The organism is Cellulophaga geojensis KL-A, from assembly GCF_000568425.1.
GTDB lineage: Bacteria > Bacteroidota > Bacteroidia > Flavobacteriales > Flavobacteriaceae > Cellulophaga > Cellulophaga lytica.
Window position 1 is genome coordinate 44,569 of sequence record NZ_ARZX01000023.1, and the last position, 20,477, is coordinate 65,045.

The 20,477-nt window shown below is 32.9% G+C and carries 15 protein-coding genes; 5 read left to right on the top strand and 10 right to left on the bottom strand.

Annotated elements, in window-relative coordinates:
- Positions 1-7: 7 nt before the first annotated feature.
- The 9 genes from KLA_RS14765 to KLA_RS14805 form a co-directional block, all read right to left on the bottom strand.
- The gene (locus KLA_RS14765; RefSeq protein WP_084470737.1) at positions 8-3,439 is read right to left on the bottom strand and encodes a SusC/RagA family TonB-linked outer membrane protein; all 3,432 of its coding nucleotides are present in this window, start codon (positions 3,437-3,439) and stop codon (positions 8-10) included.
- A gap of 142 nt (positions 3,440-3,581) precedes the next feature.
- Positions 3,582-4,520: a FecR family protein gene (locus KLA_RS14770; protein WP_034646664.1), complete on the bottom strand. Its 939-nt coding sequence runs from the start codon at positions 4,518-4,520 to the stop codon at positions 3,582-3,584.
- A gap of 109 nt (positions 4,521-4,629) precedes the next feature.
- The gene (locus KLA_RS14775) at positions 4,630-5,208 is read right to left on the bottom strand and encodes an RNA polymerase sigma-70 factor (RefSeq protein WP_013622555.1); all 579 of its coding nucleotides are present in this window, start codon (positions 5,206-5,208) and stop codon (positions 4,630-4,632) included.
- Positions 5,209-5,321: 113 nt separating this feature from the next.
- The gene (locus KLA_RS14780) at positions 5,322-5,639 is read right to left on the bottom strand and encodes a DUF6787 family protein (RefSeq protein WP_013622554.1); all 318 of its coding nucleotides are present in this window, start codon (positions 5,637-5,639) and stop codon (positions 5,322-5,324) included.
- Between the two features lie 32 nt (positions 5,640-5,671).
- Positions 5,672-6,124: a DUF6146 family protein gene (locus tag KLA_RS14785; protein WP_034646665.1), complete on the bottom strand. Its 453-nt coding sequence runs from the start codon at positions 6,122-6,124 to the stop codon at positions 5,672-5,674.
- 80 nt (positions 6,125-6,204) lie between these two features.
- Entirely contained in the window at positions 6,205-6,849 is a 645-nt protein-coding gene (locus KLA_RS14790) for a DUF937 domain-containing protein (protein ID WP_013622552.1), read from the bottom strand.
- Between the two features lie 82 nt (positions 6,850-6,931).
- On the bottom strand, positions 6,932-7,885 hold the full coding sequence (locus KLA_RS14795) for an NAD(P)-dependent oxidoreductase (RefSeq protein WP_013622551.1): 954 nt from the start codon (positions 7,883-7,885) through the stop codon (positions 6,932-6,934).
- Between the two features lie 27 nt (positions 7,886-7,912).
- Positions 7,913-8,977, bottom strand: coding sequence for a 3-phosphoserine/phosphohydroxythreonine transaminase (serC, locus tag KLA_RS14800; protein ID WP_013622550.1), 1,065 nt, complete (start codon positions 8,975-8,977; stop codon positions 7,913-7,915).
- Positions 8,978-9,138: 161 nt separating this feature from the next.
- Positions 9,139-10,200: an acyl-CoA reductase gene (locus tag KLA_RS14805; protein ID WP_034646666.1), complete on the bottom strand. Its 1,062-nt coding sequence runs from the start codon at positions 10,198-10,200 to the stop codon at positions 9,139-9,141.
- Positions 10,201-10,287: 87 nt separating this feature from the next.
- On the opposite strand from KLA_RS14805, the gene KLA_RS14810 reads away from it, so the two are divergent.
- Positions 10,288-10,641, top strand: coding sequence for a 4Fe-4S dicluster domain-containing protein (locus KLA_RS14810; RefSeq protein WP_013622548.1), 354 nt, complete (start codon positions 10,288-10,290; stop codon positions 10,639-10,641).
- Positions 10,642-10,727: 86 nt separating this feature from the next.
- Here the strand turns inward: KLA_RS14810 and KLA_RS14815 are convergent, their stop codons facing one another.
- Positions 10,728-13,418 (bottom strand): TonB-dependent receptor, encoded by a 2,691-nt coding sequence (locus tag KLA_RS14815; RefSeq protein ID WP_034646669.1) that lies wholly within the window; start codon positions 13,416-13,418, stop codon positions 10,728-10,730.
- Positions 13,419-13,526: 108 nt separating this feature from the next.
- Here KLA_RS14815 and ychF point away from each other — a divergent pair, with 108 nt between their 5' ends.
- From ychF to KLA_RS14835, 4 genes are all read left to right on the top strand, one after another.
- Positions 13,527-14,621, top strand: a complete 1,095-nt coding sequence (gene ychF, locus KLA_RS14820; protein ID WP_034646670.1) for a redox-regulated ATPase YchF — start codon at positions 13,527-13,529, stop codon at positions 14,619-14,621.
- Between the two features lie 229 nt (positions 14,622-14,850).
- Complete coding sequence (locus KLA_RS14825) at positions 14,851-16,707, top strand: DNA topoisomerase IV subunit B (protein ID WP_013622545.1); 1,857 nt, start codon at positions 14,851-14,853, stop codon at positions 16,705-16,707.
- A 31-nt stretch (positions 16,708-16,738) separates the two neighbouring features.
- Complete coding sequence (locus tag KLA_RS14830) at positions 16,739-19,378, top strand: DNA gyrase/topoisomerase IV subunit A (protein WP_034646672.1); 2,640 nt, start codon at positions 16,739-16,741, stop codon at positions 19,376-19,378.
- Positions 19,379-19,425: 47 nt separating this feature from the next.
- Positions 19,426-20,385, top strand: coding sequence for a sterol desaturase family protein (locus KLA_RS14835; protein ID WP_034646673.1), 960 nt, complete (start codon positions 19,426-19,428; stop codon positions 20,383-20,385).
- Positions 20,386-20,477: the final 92 nt, after the last annotated feature.

A 20,477-nucleotide genomic window follows, 5' to 3' on the forward strand; every position in this document is an offset into this window, starting at 1 on the left:
TTATGTGTTATAGTCCTAATTTTACATTAAACCCAAATTCTGTTGCAACAGGTAATTGTCCTACTTCTACACCTGTAAAAATATTTGTGCCACCTGCCTGTGCAGCAACTTCTGGATCATAAATAGGAAAGTCTGTCCATACACCCAAGTTTCTTCCGTAAACAGAACAACTAGCGCTAGATATAAATAGCGATTTTAAAAATTTAGCAGGAACTTTATATTCTAAACTAACCTCTCTTAACTTTACAAAAGAAGCATCAAAACTATTGGCTTCTGTATTTACACGTTCATAATGCTTATCATAATACACCGCAATTGGTAAAGGAGTAGTGTTTGGTCTGTAAGTACCATCTCCGTTATCTACAACACCCTTGCCTATAAGTTCACCTTCTTCACGACCACGTAAAGTGTGTTTTAATTTTCCTTGTTGAGTTAATTTATGGTGTGTGTGAGAGTAAATTACACCTCCATATTGGCCATCTATGACCATATTAAGTCTAAGGTTTTTGTATTTAAAAGAATTAATGAAGCCCGCACGCCAATCTGGAGTAGTTTCTCCTATATAAATGTCATCATCAGTTTTTATAGGGTAACCATTGTCTGTATATAAAATATCTCCGTTTTCATTTCTTTCAAAACCTCTACCGTATAAAGCTGTTGCAGATTCACCTTCTTTAGCAACAAGCCTAGCATTAGAAGAGCTCATCATTTGTAATTTGCCTTCTAGTCTGCCATCTAAACTCATTACTTTACTTTTATTAGTAGACCACGTCATTGTAGTATTCCAGTTAAAGTTTTTAGTTTTTACAGGAGTTGCTTTTAAAGACAATTCTACACCTCTGTTGCGTACTTCGCCAGAATTAATCCAAGCGTAACTATAACCGCTACTTTGCGCTAATGGAACTTTTAAAATTTGATTATCTGTAAACGTTTCATAAACAGCAGCATCTAAACTTAATCTGTTTTTTAATAAGCGAAGATCTAAACCAGCCTCATAACTTGTAGTTTGCTCTGGCTTTAATTCTGTATTATATAAAGTAGTAGGTGCCACTGCAGAACTCGCAAATTCATAACCGCTTCTGCCAAAGTATTTTTTAGTGCTATAACGTGGTGCATCATTACCAACTTTAGCATAAGAAAAACGAAGTTTAGCAAAATCTATAGCAACTGGTAGTGTAAATATTTCATTTAAAAGTATGCTGGCATTTGCAGATGGGTAAAAGAACGACCAGTTTTCTTTTGGTAATGTACTAGACCAGTCATTACGTCCGGTAATATCTAAAAATAACTTATTATTAAAGCCTAATGATAACATTCCGTAAAGGCTATTTACTTTTTCATTTCCTTCATACTCATTTGTAAAAAGGTTTGTACCATTAACAAGGTTGTAAATGCCAGGTGTTTCTAAACCAACGGTCCAAGAATCTAATCTGTTGTACTTGTAAACCATTGCATTTGCACCTACAGAAGCATTTAAGTCTATGTTTTTAATATTGTTATTATAGGTAAGTAAAAAATCAGAATTAACTTCTCTTTTAAAAATACTAGTTGTTTTATAATAACCAGTTTTATACCTGTTTATATCATATGGTCTACGTTGTTCTGCATTTTTGTTGTAAGAGTTTAAAGAGGTTCTCAGCATTAAATCTAACTTAGGAGTAAGATTAATATCTGCACGTATGTTACCAGTAACAGCATCATGTTCTAATGTGTTTTCTACCTCATATGCAATACCGTAAGGGTTGTCTATATAACTACTATAAGGTCTTATCATACTTAAACCCTCTTTATCTTTTTTCCAAATAGGTCTGTACCAATCTAAGTTTACATTAGGATTCTGAAAAATCATAAAATAAGCTATTGAGTGGTTGTTGTAACCAGTTCCAGGAAGGTTATCGCTATTTCTGTCTCTATAATTAACAACAGAACTAATTTTTACGTTATCTGTTATTTGGTATTTACTATTTACAGATATTGAAAGCTGATCAAAACCAGTGTTTGGCATAATCCATTCATTTTTAGAATGTGTAAGAGATGCACGCATACTTCCTTTGTCATTACCACCCTGAATTGCTAAATTTTGAGTTAGTGTGCTACCTACACGCCAAAAATCACTTCTATTATTTTTGTATGGTTGCCACAATTGACGCTCTAATGATTGTCCCTCAACAGTTGGGTCGTACTGAAAATAATATTGCCCTTCAAACTTAGGACCAAAAGCACTACTACTACCAGCGGTACTTTTTCCGTCTTCAGAAGCTCCGTAAGTGTAGTAAGTACTACCATCTGGTTTTAGATAGCTTCCTTTACCACTACCTTGTCCATATTTATATTGGTAATCTGGGTATCTAGTAACTACATCAAACTTGGTATTAGAACTATATGTAATTCCTAAGCCTTGTTGTTTTTTTCCAGATTTTGTTGTGATGATAACTACACCGTTTGCTGCTCTAGAACCGTATAAAGCAGCTGCGCCAGCGCCTTTTAATACAGATACACTTTCTATATCCTCAGGGTTAAGGTCAGATATTCCATTACCTAAATCTACAGGCGTATCGTTAGATGCATCACCTCCCATATAGGAATTACTTGCACCTGTAGATGCTAAACCACTAGTAACAGGAACACCATCTACAACAACCAAAGCAGCATTGTTGCCTGGATTTAAAGAGCTGTCTCCTCTTAACTTTATCTCTTGAGAATTTAATGGCCCGCCTAAAGATTGAATATTTAAACCAGGAACCTTTCCGCGTAAAGCATCAGACCAGTTATTAGGGCGTGCGTCTGTTAATTGTTCTCCTTTAACGGTTTGTTGTGCATAACCTAATTTTTTTTCTTCTCTTTTAATACCCAAAGCTGTTACAACTACTTCGTTTAAGGCATTAACGTTTTCTTCTAAAATTATTTGGTAAAAAGAGCGGTTATCTGTTGTAATTTCCTTAGACTCAAACCCCATGTAATTAACAATTAGGGTGGTAGCTTGCACATTAATGTCTAAAGAAAATTTACCGTCAAAATCTGTTGTTGTGCCAGTTTTAGCTCCTTTAATAAGCACACTTGCTCCAGCTAATGGTATGTTATCTTTATCAATAACAATTCCTTTAATTATCTTTAACTGTTCGGTTTTTTTAGCAACAGTTATTGTCTTATTAATAACTTTAAACGCAATTTTTTCTTCTTCACTAAGTTTTGCTAATATTTCTTTAAGTGTAGTATTAGTGTAATTGTAGTTTTTTTTGGTAGTAGATTTAACAATGCTATTATCATAAACAAAGGTGTATTCTGTTTTGTTTTCTATTGCTTTAAAAACCTTGTCTAAACTAACTTTATTTAAAATTACTGATATTTTTTCTGGTTGATTAAAACCCAACACTATGTTGGATGTTAATACAAGACTAATGACAAAATATAGTTTTATATATGATTTGAGTTTTTTCATTAGCTTTTTTTGTAAATTTGATTTCATTTTGGCTTTTTAGTGTTAACTGATAAGTCTTTATTAAAGTTTTTTTCAAGTTTTAGGCTTGAAGATTCATTATAGCCCATTACTGTTCCCGCAGAAATGGGTTTTTTTATTTGTGTTACATAGGCATTTCTTCTTTTTTAGTTTTTAGAATTGTTATTTGGTTGTTTGTAATAGTATATTCAATGTTTTTTAGGAATTTAATACTTTCCAATACCTCAACTAATTTTGGATTTTTATAAGTACCCGTAAGTTTTAGTGATTCTAAATCTTGGTCTTTAATTGTAATTTTTACATTAAACCAGTTCTCTAATTTTTCTGAAACTTCTTTTAGGTTATTGTCTTTAAACCACAAAGTATTTTTGGTCCAAGCATTGTAATTGTTAGAGTTACTTGTGCTTTTTTCTAAATTAGAAGAACCATAAACATAAGTAGCGCTTTGATTTTTTGTTAAAAACAGTTGTTTACTTAAATCTGTAATCATTTGTACCTTTACCTTTCCTGTGTTTACAGTTACTTTAGCATTGTTTTTAGGGTAGGAGCTTATATTAAAAGATGTACCTAATACTGTAGTTTTTATGGTATTAGTTTCTACGCTAAAAGGGTTTAGGCTGTCTTTAGTAACCTTAAAAAATGCTTCACCATTTAGTGTTACATTTCTGTTATTTGTAAATTCTTTAGCGTAAGAAATACTACTTTTCGAATTTAGAAAAATAGAACTTCCATCTGGTAGCGTTATATTTTTTCGTTCTCCTTTTACTGTGGCATAGGTTACTATGGTTTCTTTAGTAATAGTATGTATAACAAATGTACCTAAGCTTATAAATAGTATTATTGCAGCAGCAATTTTCACAAAAGTTGTTTTTTTAGACTGCTTAACGGTTTTTGCCTTAATGGCGTTAAACATTTTTTGCTTTCGTGCTTCATTAGTAATTTCTGTGTTTACTTCTTTATCTTGTAATGAATCAAAAAAGGTAGAAACAATATTTTCTTCCTTTTTTGATGCTGTACCTTTAGCAAACTTTTCTGTAATTTTTATAAATTCTTCTTTCTTCAATGTTATTGCTTTTACTAGGTAGTCACAAAAACATAGGAGTACACGTAAGCAATTTTTTAAAAAATGAGCCTTTTAACAATTGGTTAATCTGCGGATTATTTTAGTGATATTAAGTTAACATTAGAATAATGCTAGCGTAAAGAGAAGTGGTGCTTAAATTATTTTTTAAGTGTTTAATAGCATTACTAATATGCGTTTCTACAGTGCGTATAGATAAGTTTAGTTTTTCTGCTATTTCTGCATTTGTAAGATCATCAAACCTACTCATAATAAATACTTTTTTGCATTTATCGGGTAGTGTAGCAATCACAGAGTTTATTTCTTGCTGGAGTTCTTTATATTCTACACTGTTTTCTTGAGAACTGTCTGATGGAAGATCTAAAAGCTTAGATAAGTGTATGTTTGTAAATTTTAAATCTCTAATGGCGTTTGCCATTTTGTATTTAACAGATTTAAAAAGGTAGTTTTCTAGTTTATTTACATTTAAACTTTCTCTGCGTTCCCAAAAGTTTATAAAAACTTCTTGTACTATATCTTCACACAATGACTCATCTTCGTAAACTTTAAAAGCGTATAAATAAAGTCTTTTCCAATATGTGTTAAATATAGTCTCATAGGCATTTATATTGCCTTTATATACTTCTTTTAAAAGCAGTTGTTCGTTAAATTGATTTTGGTTTACTAGCATTTAGGGCACACTATCTAATACTTTACAAAAGAAAGTGTATCTATATAGCAAACAAAAACCTTAAGATTAAGACTTGGTTAATAAATTGTTATTAGAGGATTTATTGCAAATTTTTATTTAAAAAAACGACCAAAACCAAGTCTAGAGAGCATCTTTTTTTCAAAAGCCCAAAAGAATTTGAACTGACCAAATAGCCAACCAAAAGCAACTAGTAGTATTTGATATATTGGAAATATAATTAGTATACGAACTGTCCAATACAAAATTGAAAAATACCAATCTGATGGGAAAATTTCTCTTGTAAAGCCTATAAAGTCCAGAAAAGGTCTTGCAATTTTTAAAGAAGAAGAACCTGTTAGGGCAAATACAATAAGTATCATAACAATGGCGAAATTAGAATCTATTCCCCAGCGTTGTTTTAATTTTTCCATAATAGCATTTAATCGACCGCAAATATAACAGCTTATATGCGAGGAACAAAATGGCCTAGACGTTGATTGTATTTTCTTTGAAAATAAATAAAGTAATTGTAGAGTTTATAATTTACTTCATAACCATAATCTATGTTTGCAGAATAGTTAATTTGCATTTCATATAAATTTGGATTAAATCTAAAGGGTTGTGTAACTCTTTGGTTCCATTCTGTAACATATAAACGGTTTCTTGTTTCTAAATAACTCTGTGAATAGTATTGTTCTGGCCTAGCAAAACTTACTAGCCAAGCATTAAAACCTGGGTCTATAATTGTTATTTCATACTCAGACTCATCATCAGCTATAACAACAGGGTCTCCATTTTTTTGTTCAAATACATCTTTTTCTGCGTCAGATATTAATACAGTTTCTTTGGTACTAGTACAATTTATAAATAGGGTAGCGGAAATTAATAAACTAACTAAATAAATTTTCTTTTTCATAGCATCTGTATTTATTCTAATATACAAAAAAAAGCCACTCGATTTTGTCAAGTGGCTTATATAAGTTTGTTAAAACGTGTTTATTTTCCAAAAAGTCCGCCTAAAAGGCCTCCAATTCCAGAACCACCACCTTTGTTACTTCCTCCAAGAACCATACCGGCAACATCATCTAAAATACTACCATCTCCGTCAGAGTCTAAAAAAGACTCTATTAAAGATTGTTCTTTATTGCTGTTTTCATCACTTCCTAGTAAACCTCCTAAAAGATTTCCTATACCGTTAGACTCAACAACATTTTCGTTTCTTGCTTGTTTACCTAAAACACCCATTAAAAGTGGTGCAGCAACTTTTAAAATAGTAGCAACAGTATCAGAACTTACACCAGCTTTTTGACTTAGTGCATTTTCTACCTGTGGTTGTTTTGCTCCTAATACGTGGTTAAGTATTCCTTGACCGTCGTTCATTACATTGTCATCTACACCGCCACCAAATAAACTTCCAAGGTTGTCTAATATACTACCATCATGTTTATTTGTTAAAGCACTCATAAGTCCTTGCGCACCTTCTGGAGTAGCTGTGTTTTTTTTCATTGCACCCATTAGTAAAGGTAGTGCCATGCTAAGTACACCTGCTGTTTTTTGTTCTGATTCTCCAGCCTGTCCTGCAACACCTTTAATAATTTGCGAGCCAATTGGGCTATTTAATAAGTCTAATAATCCTGACATTTGATTTGTTTAGTTAATGTTTAATAATGCTTCAATTTACAAAAAAAATAAATGCTATTATAGAATAACCGATAATCTGCACTTATTTTAGTAAACTTACAATTTGAGCAGCTAATTCTTCTCCAATTCTATTTTGAGCTTCATTAGTAGCAGCGCCAATATGCGGAGTTAAAGAAATTTTAGGGTGCATTAATATTCTTATTTCAGGATTAGGTTCAGATTCAAATACATCTAAACCAGCAAAAGCAACTTTATTTTCTTCTAAAGCATCTACAAGTGCAACTTCATCTAAAGCGCCACCACGAGCAGCATTTATAATACCAACACCGTCTTTCATTTTATCAAAATCACTATCAGCAATAGTGTAATTTGCTTGTGCAGGAACATGAACTGTAATAAAATCTGATTCTTTTAAAAGTGTATCTTTTGGTGTGTTTTTTAAATTAAAGGAAACTGTTTGTCCATCAAAAAAAGGCACTGTAACAGTAGCTTCATCTACCTGCGTATCATGGTAAATTACTTTCATACCAACACCAAGTGCTATTTGGGCTGTAGCTTTACCAATTTTACCAAAACCAATAATACCTATTGTTTTACCTCTTAGTTCTACACCTTTAGCGTAGGCCTTTTTAAGTTGTTTAAACTTGCTATCACCCTCTAAGGGCATTATACGATTGGCATCATATAAATAACGTACACCATTGTATAAATGTGCAAATACAAGTTCTGCTACAGAAGCAGAAGAAGCAGAAGGTGTATTAATAACGTGTAAGCCTTTTTCTTTTGCGTAATCTACATCAATATTATCCATACCAACGCCACCACGACCAATTAATTCTAGAGTAGGGCAGTTGTCTATAATATCTTTTTTTACCTGGGTAGCACTACGTACTATTAACCCAGCAATTTTATGTTCATTAATATAATTAGCAAGCTGTTCTTGTGCTACAGTAGTGGTAATTACTTTAAAACCAGCTTTTTCTAATGCGTCTATACCGTTTTGTGATATACCGTCGTTTGCTAATATTTTTTTCATACGTAATCTTAAATTATTTATAACAATTTATGCTTTTCTTTCTAAGTCGCTCATAACGTCTACCAAAGTACCTACGCTATCTAAAGACAATGCATTGTACATAGAAGCTCTGTAGCCGCCAACAGATCTGTGGCCATTAATACCATTAATACCAGCCTCTTTACACATAGTATCAAAAGTTTCTTTTAATTTTTCATCTGTTAAATTAAAAGTGGCATTCATATTAGAACGGTCTGCTTTTTCTGCAAAACCTTTAAATAATGGGTTTAAATCTATTTCGGAATATAAAAGCTGAGCTTTTTTATCGTTTATTTCTTCAATAGCTTCTATACCTCCAAGGTCTTTTAGCCATTGCATTGTTAACATAGATGTGTAAACAGCAAAAACAGGTGGTGTATTAAACATACTGTCTTTACTAATATGTACTTGGTAGTTTAACATAGAAGGTATTTGCCTTGTTACTTTGCCCAGAACATCTTCTTTTATAACCACTAAAGTAGTACCAGCAGGGCCCATATTTTTTTGCGCACCAGCATAGATTAAATCAAACTGAGAGAAATCTAATTTACGAGAAAAGATATCTGAACTCATATCACAAACTACAGGGACTTTAGTTTTAGGAAACTCCTTAATTTGTGTTCCAAATATGGTATTGTTAGATGTTAAATGAAAATAATCTAAATCTGCAGGAACCATATAATTTTTAGGTATGTAGTTGTAGTTTTTATCTTTAGAAGATCTTACTTCTACAATTTCACCAAACATTTTAGCTTCTTTAATAGCTTTATCACTCCAAGTACCAGTGTTTAAGTAGCCTGCCTTTGTTTCTAATAAGTTATAGGCAGTCATTAAAAACTGCATACTAGCACCACCTTGTAAAAACAATGCTTTGTATCCTTTGTCTGTTAACCCTAAGTGCTCTAATGCTAAAGATTGTGCAGTTTCCATAACAGTTACAAAATCTTTACTACGGTGAGATATTTCTATTAAAGATAAGCCAGAACCATTAAAATCTACAACAGCTTCTGATGCTTTAAGTAATACTTCTTGTGGTAAAATACAAGGTCCTGCGCTAAAATTATGCTTTTTCATTTGTATGTGTTTTGTTTGTAATTGGTTTGCTAGCCAATTTATGTTTGCAGCTATAAGTAATTGATTGTTTTTTAATTGTTTATAGCTTTATTAAATTTATTTAAATATAAGGTAAAGGTCTAAATTTTATAACAATACACCTTTTTTAATTTGAATTAATTCTAGGATGTTTTCAACAAGAATTCAACAGTGTCTATATTATCTGCATAGTCTGTTAAACTAGGTTGTTGTGTTTGTCCAAAAGCAACTTCATTCTCTAACAAACCACTAGCAACAACACATTGTATTTTATTGTTATCATTGGTAAGCTTTTGTTTTAGAGTGTCTAAGGACTCATAATACTCATAAAAAACAGAAGAAATAGGAGAAGCGTAACTTTCATCTTCCTTAATCATCAAAAATCCATTTTCTAAAATATTAAATTCACTCATTAAGTACACAGCTTTATTGTAATCATAATTATTTGCGTACTTAACGTGGTGTATTATGTCTTGTTTAGGGTACATTGCTTTAAAAAAAGCATCAAAATTATATCCTTTAGGAACAAATAGTTTAGAAACACTTCTACAACCCAAGCCATAGTAGGTAAATATGTCTTCAGCAAGATTTTCTAATTGCTCATTGGTTTCGTTGCCAGTTAAAACTGCAACAGAATTTCTGTTTTTTCTTATAATATTTGGTTTTTTACCAAAATAATGCTCAAAATACCTTGCAGTATTATCACTTCCTGTGGCTATAACAGCATCAAACCCCTCTAATCTGCCGTCTACATAAGTAATAGAGTTTGCTAGTTCTGGAAGTTGTTTTATTAAGAATGAAGAAACAAAAGGTAGTAGTATTTTATCGTTAGATGATAACTTAATTAAAGCGGTATTACCTGTTAATATGGTTGCTAAAAAATCGTGAAAACCAACAAGCGGAATGTTGCCAGCCATTATTATGGCTACTTTTTTGATTTTTAATAAACTTAAGTTGTATGACTTAAACCAATTATTTAAGTTTTTTTGAGTTAATAAATTACTCCAATTTTTTAAGCAAAAAAGAATATTTTCTTCAGTAAACCAACCGTTGTGTAAGCTAGCTGTATGTACTGCATCTTGTAATTTTAAGACCCATTCATTTGTATTTTCTTCTTGTTTTTCTGAGTTTGCAAATTCGTAATAATCTGCAAACAAAGTTCCTAATTCAGAAAAAGCAACTATTCTATCTTCAAGTTTAGCCATTTTATTTGTATAGTGATTTAATAGGGTTTACCTTTGTGCAAAAGTAGATATACTGATTAAATATCAGTCTAAAAATTGATATAAATTATGGCAATAATAATAACAGACGAATGTATTAATTGTGGAGCTTGCGAGCCAGAATGTCCAAATACAGCAATATATGAAGGTGCAGACGATTGGAGATATGCAGATGGTACATCTTTAGAAGGTACAATTGTTTTACCAAATGGTAAAGAGGTTGATGCTGAAGAGTCTCAAGAGCCTATTAGTGATGAAATTTACTATATATCTCCAGACAAGTGTACGGAGTGTAAAGGATTTCATGAAGAGCCTCAGTGTGCTGCTGTTTGCCCTGTAGACTGTTGTGTGCCGGATGATGACATTGTAGAAACTGAAGAAGAACTTTTAGCAAAGCAACGTTTTATGCACCCAGAAGGGTAGTAGTAAAAGAGTTTTACGTATTATTTATGATAAAAAAAGCGAGGATATTATATCCTCGCTTTTTTGTGTTTGTATATTATCTACTCTTAGAAGTTAAAGTTTATTCTGCTAAAAATATAAGTTCCGTCTGAGCCCATTTGTACAGAATCTGCTAAACCACCTTGATCTGTCCATCCATCAAATTGTGGAGTAGGGTACTCATTAAATAAGTTATTAGCACCAACTGTAAGTTTTAAATTTTTACAAAACTGATAGCCAATACTTAAATCTACAACTAGTGCAGCTTCATAAATATCTGTAGCTACTGGGTATAATAAATCTGCTTCTGCTTGTGTAGTTGCAGGTGTATCTACCCACTGAAAATCTTGCAATTCTACTTCGCTAAACTGCGTTAAAGTAGCTTGTGCGTTAAACTTAGAAGTAGAATATCCTAGGTTAAGTCCAAATTTATAATCTGGTGCAGCGGCTTCTAAATAAGCTTGAGAAAAAGGTCCAAAGAAGGTAAATTCATTTAAATTGCCATTGTGTATTTCTTTTACCTCTAAATCATTAAAGTTACCAATTAGTCCAATATTAGCTTTTCCGTTTGCGCCAATTGCAGTAGTGTAATTAAGCACAATATCTAAACCAGTAGTTCTGGTATCTACGCCATTTGCAAAAAATTGTGCTGCATCTACACCTAAAGGTCCAAGTACAGTTTGGTCTGTAAAGTTATCCGTTAAAATAATACGGTCATCAACAGCAATAGAATAAGCGTCTATAGTTGCAGAAAAACCGCCATTTGTATAAGTAAACCCTAAACTAGCATTTACTGCTTTTTCTTCATTTAACTGTCCAATTCCAAAAGCCTTTGTTACTGTGCTGTTATTAGCAGATAGTAAAGAAGGTACAGATTTGCCAGCAACAATATTTGTAAATATTAAGTTGTAGTATAGTTGCGCTAAAGAAGGCGCTCTAAAACCTGTAGAAACAGATCCTCTAAAAGCTAAATTATCATTAACCTTATATCTACTTGCTAGTTTAAAGTTAAAAGTGTTACCAAAATCACTATAGTTTTCATAACGTAAGGCGCCACCAACCATAAATTGGTCGCTAACATTTAACTCAGAATCTACATAAATACCGTAATTGGTTCTGCTGCGGTCTACCTCATTAGCAGGGCTGTATCCCGGAAAACCTTGCGAGCTTCCTGGTAAATCATCTCCGTTACTGTCTTGAGCTGCAGTTTGTGTAGCAGGATTTGTAAGTACTACGCCATTTTCATCATATAAGGAGTAAGAAGCTTCTTCACCAGAAAAAATACCAAAGTTTTCTGTGCGGTATTCAAATCCATATGCAACGTTTAAACCGGCTGCAATATCTTCAAAATACTTATTAAGTTCTAATCCTGTTGTATTCATAGAAAGGTAGTGTCCTCCTGCATCAAAATCCGTAGGAGAAGCATCTTGCATAGAAGCGTTGTTTGTATTTTTTACAAAATAATGAAAGTTGTTTTTACCGTAAGTGTTGTTAAAATCTACGTTCCATCCATTTTTAGTTTTGCTTCTAACACCTGCAGAAACAGAAACATCTGTAATTAATGATGTAATTTGAGGAGTAAACCCGTCTGGATATAAGCTAGGTACGGCTCTATTGTCGCCATCCGCAAAACCATCTCTAGAAAATGCATTGGCGTTAGTGTCTCTATAGTTTCTACCACCAAAGGCGTAAACTTCAGTATTTTCATCAATAGGAACTGCAGAGTTAATCATAAAATTAAAACCATCTATTGCAGCGCCACCATAACCTTTTCTCCAGCTAAATCCTGGTCTAAGTGTTTTTTCTTTAGATAAAAATTCGGTTGTAACATTAAAGAAACCGCCATTTTCGCCAAGAGCCATACCGTAATTAAGATCTATTTTGGTGGTTTCTCCATCAAAATTTTTCTCTTTTCCATCCAGTCTGTTTTCACCTTCAACATTATAAAGAGTTTCTCCTGTTTCTTCTGCCCATCCATCTCCAATAGCAGTACTGTAGGCTCCGTATGTAATTCCACCAGAAAATCCGTTAGTGTTATTTTTTAGTACAATATTTATTACACCAGCAATGGCATCAGATCCATACTGTGCAGAGGCGCCATCTCTTAAAACTTCAATTCTTTTAATTGCAGAAGCAGGAATAGCATTTAAATCTGTACCAGAGTTACCACGACCTCTAGTTCCAAAAATGTTTACCAAAGAAGATTGGTGTCTTCTTTTTCCGTTTACTAGTACCAGTGTTTGGTCTGGGCCTAAACCCCTTAAACTAGCAGGTACAATATGGTCTGCACCATCAGAACCCGACTGTTTTGTTGCATTAAAAGAAGGAGCTGCATATTGTAAAATATCGTTAACTTCTACTTTTCCTGTATTAGAGGCTATTTCCGCAACATCTAACACATCTATTGGTACTGCCGTGTCTGTTGCAGTACGCTTAGGACTTCTAGAGCCAACCAGTTGTATTTCATCTAGCAGCATACCCTCAGACAAGGTTACATTAATAGTTGTTTTACCAGAAACGCTTATTTCTTGTGTAGTAAAGCCTATGTAACTAAAAATTAGTGTGGCATTTGCTTGGGCATCAATAGTATATTTACCATCAAAATCTGTAGATGTTCCGTTTGTTGTGCCTTTTTCAAGAATGTTTACTCCGGCTAGTGGTGCTCCTTCATCATCTACCACAGTACCTGTGATTGTAGATTGACTAAACGCGAACGAGAAGCATAAAAGACTAAAAATAAGAATGCAATTTTTTTTCATATAGGTTGATATTTAGGTTTTTATAAATCTAAAGGTAATGAAAAACGTTTTATTTGTTCTTGAAAATTTATAAATGGTATATTTGCGGCACTAAAAATAGAATTTGAAATGAAAGCAGGTATTGTTGGATTGCCAAACGTAGGGAAATCTACCCTTTTTAATTGTTTATCTAATGCAAAAGCGCAAAGCGCAAATTTTCCGTTTTGTACTATAGAGCCTAATATTGGTGTTGTTAATGTACCAGATGCAAGGTTGCAAAAATTAGAAGAATTGGTGAACCCAGAGCGTGTTTTGCCAGCAACTGTAGAGATTGTAGATATTGCAGGTCTTGTAAAAGGTGCAAGTAAAGGAGAAGGTTTAGGAAATCAGTTTTTAGGAAACATTAGAGAAACTGATGCTATTTTACACGTATTACGCTGCTTTAATAATGATAATATTGTACACGTAGATGGTTCTGTAGATCCTATTAGAGATAAAGAAACCATAGATATGGAATTGCAGTTAAAAGATTTGGAAACTGTAGATAAAAAGCTAGAAAAAGTAAAACGTACTGCTAAAACAGGAAATAAAGAGGCGCAGAAAGAAGAGGCTATTCTTTTAAAGTTAAAAGAAGGATTAGAAGCTGGAGTTTCTGTTAGAGCTATAGAGGTTGAAGAAAAAGACCATTTAGAGTATGTTAAGCCACTACAGTTTATTACAGATAAGCCAGTAATGTATGTTTGTAATGTAGATGAAGATGCAGCTGTAAATGGTAATGGATATGTAGAAAAAGTTAAAGAAGCTGTAGCTAAAGAAAATGCAGAAGTTATTTTCTTAGCAGTAGGTACAGAAGCAGATATTACAGAGTTAGATAGTTATGAGGAGCGCCAAATGTTTTTAGAAGATTTAGGTTTAGAAGAGCCTGGTTCTGCTAAATTAATTAGAGGGGCTTATAAATTATTAAATTTAGAGACCTATTTTACTGCAGGTGTTAAAGAGGTTAGAGCTTGGACTATACCAATTGGCGCCACTGCACCACAAGCTGCAGGTGTTATACATACAGATTTTGAAAAAGGTTTTATACGTGCAGAAGTTATTGCTTATAATGACTATGTTACTTACGGTAGCGAAGCTAAAGTTAAAGAAGCAGGAAAAATGCGTGTAGAAGGTAAAGAGTATATTGTAAAAGATGGAGATGTTATGCACTTTAGATTTAATGTGTAACTATTTACGGAACTAATATATTTTAAAATGCTGTAACCTTGTTGCAGCATTTTTTTGTGCTATAAAGTTAAAATGATGAATTTTTTATCTTATTTCTTAATTGTAACTACTTAATTTCTATATATCAACAAAATTAAATGTACTATTGTTAATTACTTTAAGCTGTAGGTGTTTCATTTTTTTCTAACACTTACTATATTAGCGTGCAAACTGCAATTATCCTAAATCAATGTCAGACAATACTAAATATACTGAAGACAATATTCGTTCCTTAGATTGGAAAGAGCATATACGTATGCGTCCGGGGATGTATATTGGTAAATTAGGCGATGGTTCATCTGCAGATGACGGTATCTATATTCTTTTAAAAGAAGTTTTAGATAACTGTATAGATGAGTTTGTAATGGGCGCAGGAAAAACCATAGAAATTAACATAAAAGATAATTTAGTTAAGGTTCGTGATTATGGTCGTGGTATTCCGCTTGGTAAAGTTGTAGATGTAGTATCTAAGATGAATACAGGTGGTAAGTATGACTCTAAGGCCTTTAAAAAATCTGTTGGTTTAAATGGTGTAGGTACCAAAGCTGTAAATGCACTGTCTAACTTTTTTAAGGTAGAATCATCTAGAGAAGGGCAATCTAAGTGGGCTGAGTTTAGTCAAGGTAATTTAGTTGCAGAAGAAGGCCCTGTAGATAGCTCTAAAAGAAAAGGCACAAAAGTTTCGTTTACACCAGATGAAACTATATTTAAAAACTATAAGTACAGAAATGAGTATGTGGTACGTATGCTTAAAAACTACGTGTACCTAAATCCTGGGTTGACTATAGTTTTTAATGGTGAAAAATATTTTTCTGAAAATGGACTTAAAGATCTTTTGGAGGATAATAATAATGTTGAGGATTTACTGTATCCTATCATTCATTTAAAAGGTGATGATATAGAAATAGCTATAACGCACAGTAAAACGCAATATAGTGAGGAGTATCAATCCTTTGTTAATGGTCAGCACACCACACAAGGAGGTACTCATCAATCTGCTTTTAGAGAGGCTATAGTAAAAACAATTAGGGATTTTTACGGAAAAAATTATGAGGCTTCAGATATTCGAAAGTCTATTATTTCTGCGGTATCAATAAAAGTAATGGAGCCTGTTTTTGAAAGTCAGACTAAAACAAAACTTGGTTCTACAGATATGGGAGGTAACTACCCAACTGTACGTACTTATATAAATGATTTTGTTGGTAAGTATTTAGATAATTACCTTCATAAAAACCCTGAAACAGCAGAAGCGTTACAGCGTAAAATAATACAAGCAGAACGTGAGCGTAAAGACTTGTCTGGTATTCGTAAGCTTGCAAGAGATAGAGCTAAAAAAGCCAGTCTGCATAATAAAAAACTGAGAGATTGCCGTGTTCACTTGGGAGATTTAAAAAAGGATAGAAGATTAGAGTCTACCTTATTTATTACCGAGGGAGATTCTGCATCAGGATCTATAACAAAATCTAGGGATGTTAATACACAAGCTGTTTTTAGTTTACGTGGTAAGCCTTTAAACTCATACGGAATGTCTAAAAAGATAGTGTATGAGAATGAGGAATTTAATTTACTGCAAGCTGCTTTAAACATAGAAGAGTCTATGGAAGATTTGCGTTACAATAATATTGTAATTGCAACAGATGCCGATGTAGATGGTATGCACATTAGATTACTTTTAATAACCTTCTTTTTGCAATTTTTTCCAGAATTAATAAAAGAAAATCATTTGTACATATTGCAAACGCCTCTTTTTAGGGTTCGTAATAAAAAACAAACATATTACTGTTACAGTCCAGAAGAAAAAGCTGAAGCAATAGAAAAATTAACTGGCAAACCAGAAATTACCCGATTTAAAGGTTTGGGTGAAATTTCACCAGATGAGTTTAAACATTTTATTGGTGATGATATTCGTTTAGAACCTGTGATGTTAGACAAGGCAATGTCTATAGAGCAATTGCTTAGTTTTTACATGGGTAAAAATACGCCAGACCGCCAAAAATTTATTATAGAAAATCTTAAAGTAGAACTTGATTTAATCGAGGACAACTAATTATAAACCAGATAAACACGAGTCTTTCTTTATGGAAGAGAACGAAGAAGTTAACGAGAATCTAGACAATAATACAAACAATCCGCAAGATGAGCTTACAAAGGTCACTGGGATGTATAAAGATTGGTTTTTAGATTACGCCTCTTATGTAATTTTAGAACGTGCAGTACCTGCTATAGAAGATGGTTTTAAACCAGTGCAGCGTAGAATTATGCACTCACTTAAGGAGTTAGATGATGGTAGGTATAATAAAGTTGCAAATGTAGTTGGTCATACAATGCAGTATCACCCTCACGGTGATGCTAGTATTGCAGATGCTATGGTGCAAATTGGTCAAAAAGACCTTTTGATAGACACACAAGGTAACTGGGGTAACATTTTAACAGGAGATAGAGCAGCAGCATCTAGATATATAGAGGCTAGGCTATCTAAATTTGCTTTAGATGTTGTTTTTAGTCCAAAAATTACAGAATGGCAACAATCTTATGATGGCCGTAAAAAAGAACCAGTAAATTTACCTGTTAAGTTTCCTTTGTTGCTTGCTCAAGGTGCAGAAGGTATTGCAGTGGGTTTATCAACAAAAATACTACCTCATAATTTTATAGAGCTAATAGATTCTTCTATTAAACATTTAAAAGGGCAAAAATTTAAATTATTTCCGGACTTCCCTACTTCTGGTATTATAGATGTAACAGGTTATAATGACGGACTAAGAGGAGGAAAAATAAGAGTTCGTGCAAAAATTTCACAATCAGATAAAAATACACTGGTTATTAGTGAAATACCTTACGGCACTAATACTTCTTCTTTAATAGATTCTATTTTAAAAGCGAATGACAAAGGGAAGATAAAAATTAAAAAAATTGAGGACAATACAGCTGCAGATGTAGAGATTTTGGTTCATTTGCCAGCTGGCATTTCTCCAGATAAAACTATAGATGCTTTATATGCATTTACTGCTTGCGAGTCTTCTATATCTCCTTTGGGTTGTATTATAGAGGATAATAAGCCATTATTTATTGGGGTAACAGAGATGTTGCAGCGTTCTACAGATTATACAGTAGAATTGCTAAAGGAAGAATTGGAAATTCAGCTTGGAGAATTAGAAGAGCAATGGCACTTTTCTTCTTTAGAGCGTATTTTTATAGAAAACCGTATTTATAGAGATATAGAAGAAGAGGAAACTTGGGAAGGTGTTATAGCTGCAATAGATAAAGGTTTAAAGCCACATACTAAACATTTAAAAAGAGCTGTAACAGAGGAGGATATTGCTCGTTTGACAGAAATTAGAATTAAGCGTATTTCTAAATTTGATTTAGATAAAGCACAGCAGCTACTAGATAGTTTAGAAGAGCGTATTGCGGAAGTAAAGCATAATTTAGAGCACTTGGTAGAGTTTGCTATTAATTATTTTAAAAATCTAAAAGATAAATACGGTAAAGGTCGTGAGCGCAAGTCTGAGATTAGAGTTTTTGATGATATTGAAGCTACAAAGGTAGTTATAAGAAACACAAAGCTTTATGTAAATAGAGAGGAAGGTTTTGTGGGTACATCCTTAAAGAAAGACGAGTATGTAACCGACTGTAGTGATATAGATGATATTATAGTATTTACTAAAGATGGCCATATGATGGTTTCTAAGGTAGATTCAAAAATATTTGTAGGTAAAAATATTATACACGTAGCTGTATTTAAGAAAAAAGACAAGCGTACCACTTATAATATGATTTATAAAGATGGTAAAGGAGGAGCTAGCTACATAAAGCGTTTTAATGTTACATCTGTTACAAGAGATAAACTTTATCCGCTTACTACAGGAAAACCGAACTCAGATGTCTTGTATTTTTCTGCAAACCCCAACGGAGAAGCAGAAATTGTTACCATTCATTTAAGGCAAGTTGGTAGTATTAAAAAACTTAAGTGGGATATGGATTTCTCTGATATTTTAATTAAAGGGAGATCATCAAAAGGTAATATTGTTAGTAAATATGCTGTTAAGCGTATAGATTTAAAAGAAAAAGGTGTTTCTACATTAAAACCACGTAAAATTTGGTTTGATGATGTGGTGAGTAGACTAAACTTGGATGGTAGAGGTGAATTGCTTGGAGAGTTTAAAGGGGAAGATTTAATTCTTGTTATAACTCAAAAAGGAATAGTAAAAACAGTTAAACCAGAAATTACGACTCATTTTGATGAGGATATGATAGTTTTAGAAAAATGGAATCCTAAAAAACCTATTTCAGCTATTTATTTTGACGGTGTTAAAGAGCGTTATTACATTAAGCGTTTTTTAATAGAAAACGAAAACAAAGAGGAGTTGTTTATTTCTGAGCATCCAAAGTCAGTTTTAGAATTGGTGTCTACAGATTGGAGGCCAGTTGTAGAATTGGAATTTACAAAGCCTAGAGGTAAAGAGCAAAAACCTAATCAAAAAGTTGATATAGAGGATTTTATAGCAATTAAAGGAATTAAAGCTTTAGGTAATCAGTTAACTGCAGATAAGATTAAAAACACCAATGTTCTAGAGTCTTTACCTTATGAAGAAGTAGAGGAAATTGAAGAGGTTTCAAAAGAAACGAAAGTAACAGAGAAGGAAGAGGTTACGGATTCTAAAGCGGATGATAAAGATGATTCTGCTGACGATGATACCGAACAAACAACTCTATTTTAGAAATAATAACCTTTAATATAGTTATCTTAGCAAAAAAATATTTTTATATGGATTTAACAAATCCGCTAGTATACGGCGGTCCAGCGTTTATAATTTTTATTTTATTAGAATTAGCTTATAGTAAAAGTCATGAAGAACACCATGATCTTTACGACTGGAAAGATCTTTTTGCAAGTGGTTTTATGGGTGTTGGTTCTGCAATATTAGCTGCTGCACTTAAGGTAATATCTGCCATAGTAATTTTTGAGTTTGTTTTTGAGCTTTGTAATCCAGAGGTAAATGGTGTAAACACCAACCTTTTAGGTTATGAGTCTTTTGGCTATGCATGGTATGTATGGTTACTTTGTCAGCTTGCAGATGATTTTACTTATTATTGGTTTCATAGAGCTAACCATGAAATTAGAATTTTATGGGCAGCACATATTGTGCATCACTCATCAGACAACTTTAATTTAGGAACAGCTGTTAGAAATGGTTGGTTTACATTATTATATAAGCCACTTTTTTATATGTGGATGCCAGCTATAGGTTTTGAACCAGAGATGGTTGTATTCTGCTTGGGTATAGAGGCTTTGTGGCAGTTTCAGTTACATACGGTGTTGTTACCAAAGTTGGGTATTTTTGAGAAGTTTATGAATACGCATACAATGCACCAGGTACACCACGCGCAAAACGTAGAGTATTTAGATAAAAACCACGGTGGCTTTTTAAATATTTTTGACAGAATGTTTGGTACTTGGTTGCCTTTAGATGATAGTATTGATGTTAAATATGGTGTAATACACGCGCCAAACTCTAACAATCCGATTGTTATTTTAACGCACGAGTTTAAGGATATTTGGATGGATATGAAGAAATCAAAAAAACTATCTCATAAGTTGATGTATGTATTTGGACCTCCAGGTTGGAGTCATGACGGAAGTACAATGACTGTTAAGCAGCAACAGAGGCAATTTAAAGAGTATGCAAAAAACAACTCTAAAAAATCCTTTGAAAGACCTAATTAATAGTGTCTTTTAAAAATAAAAAAAACCTCGCTACAAAAGCGAGGTTTTTTTATTTTAAGCCTTGTCCCGTCCTAACATAGCGATACACTAAA

Bases quoted from the DNA above. Each gene is read 5' to 3' on its own strand.
- KLA_RS14795 (WP_013622551.1), bottom strand. From the start codon at position 7,885: ATGAAAAAAATATTAGCAAACGACGGTATATCACAAAACGGTATAGAC.
- KLA_RS14815 (WP_034646669.1), bottom strand. From the start codon at position 13,418: ATGAAAAAAAATTGCATTCTTATTTTTAGTCTTTTATGCTTCTCGTTC.
- KLA_RS14780 (WP_013622554.1), bottom strand. From the start codon at position 5,639: ATGGAAAAATTAAAACAACGCTGGGGAATAGATTCTAATTTCGCCATT.
- KLA_RS14830 (WP_034646672.1), top strand. From the start codon at position 16,739: ATGGAAGAGAACGAAGAAGTTAACGAGAATCTAGACAATAATACAAAC.
- KLA_RS14790 (WP_013622552.1), bottom strand. From the start codon at position 6,849: ATGTCAGGATTATTAGACTTATTAAATAGCCCAATTGGCTCGCAAATT.
- serC (WP_013622550.1), bottom strand. From the start codon at position 8,977: ATGAAAAAGCATAATTTTAGCGCAGGACCTTGTATTTTACCACAAGAA.
- KLA_RS14775 (WP_013622555.1), bottom strand. From the start codon at position 5,208: ATGCTAGTAAACCAAAATCAATTTAACGAACAACTGCTTTTAAAAGAA.
- KLA_RS14765 (WP_084470737.1), bottom strand. From the start codon at position 3,439: ATGAAAAAACTCAAATCATATATAAAACTATATTTTGTCATTAGTCTT.
- KLA_RS14835 (WP_034646673.1), top strand. From the start codon at position 19,426: ATGGATTTAACAAATCCGCTAGTATACGGCGGTCCAGCGTTTATAATT.
- KLA_RS14825 (WP_013622545.1), top strand. From the start codon at position 14,851: ATGTCAGACAATACTAAATATACTGAAGACAATATTCGTTCCTTAGAT.
- ychF (WP_034646670.1), top strand. From the start codon at position 13,527: ATGAAAGCAGGTATTGTTGGATTGCCAAACGTAGGGAAATCTACCCTT.
- KLA_RS14810 (WP_013622548.1), top strand. From the start codon at position 10,288: ATGGCAATAATAATAACAGACGAATGTATTAATTGTGGAGCTTGCGAG.
- KLA_RS14805 (WP_034646666.1), bottom strand. From the start codon at position 10,200: ATGGCTAAACTTGAAGATAGAATAGTTGCTTTTTCTGAATTAGGAACT.
- KLA_RS14785 (WP_034646665.1), bottom strand. From the start codon at position 6,124: ATGAAAAAGAAAATTTATTTAGTTAGTTTATTAATTTCCGCTACCCTA.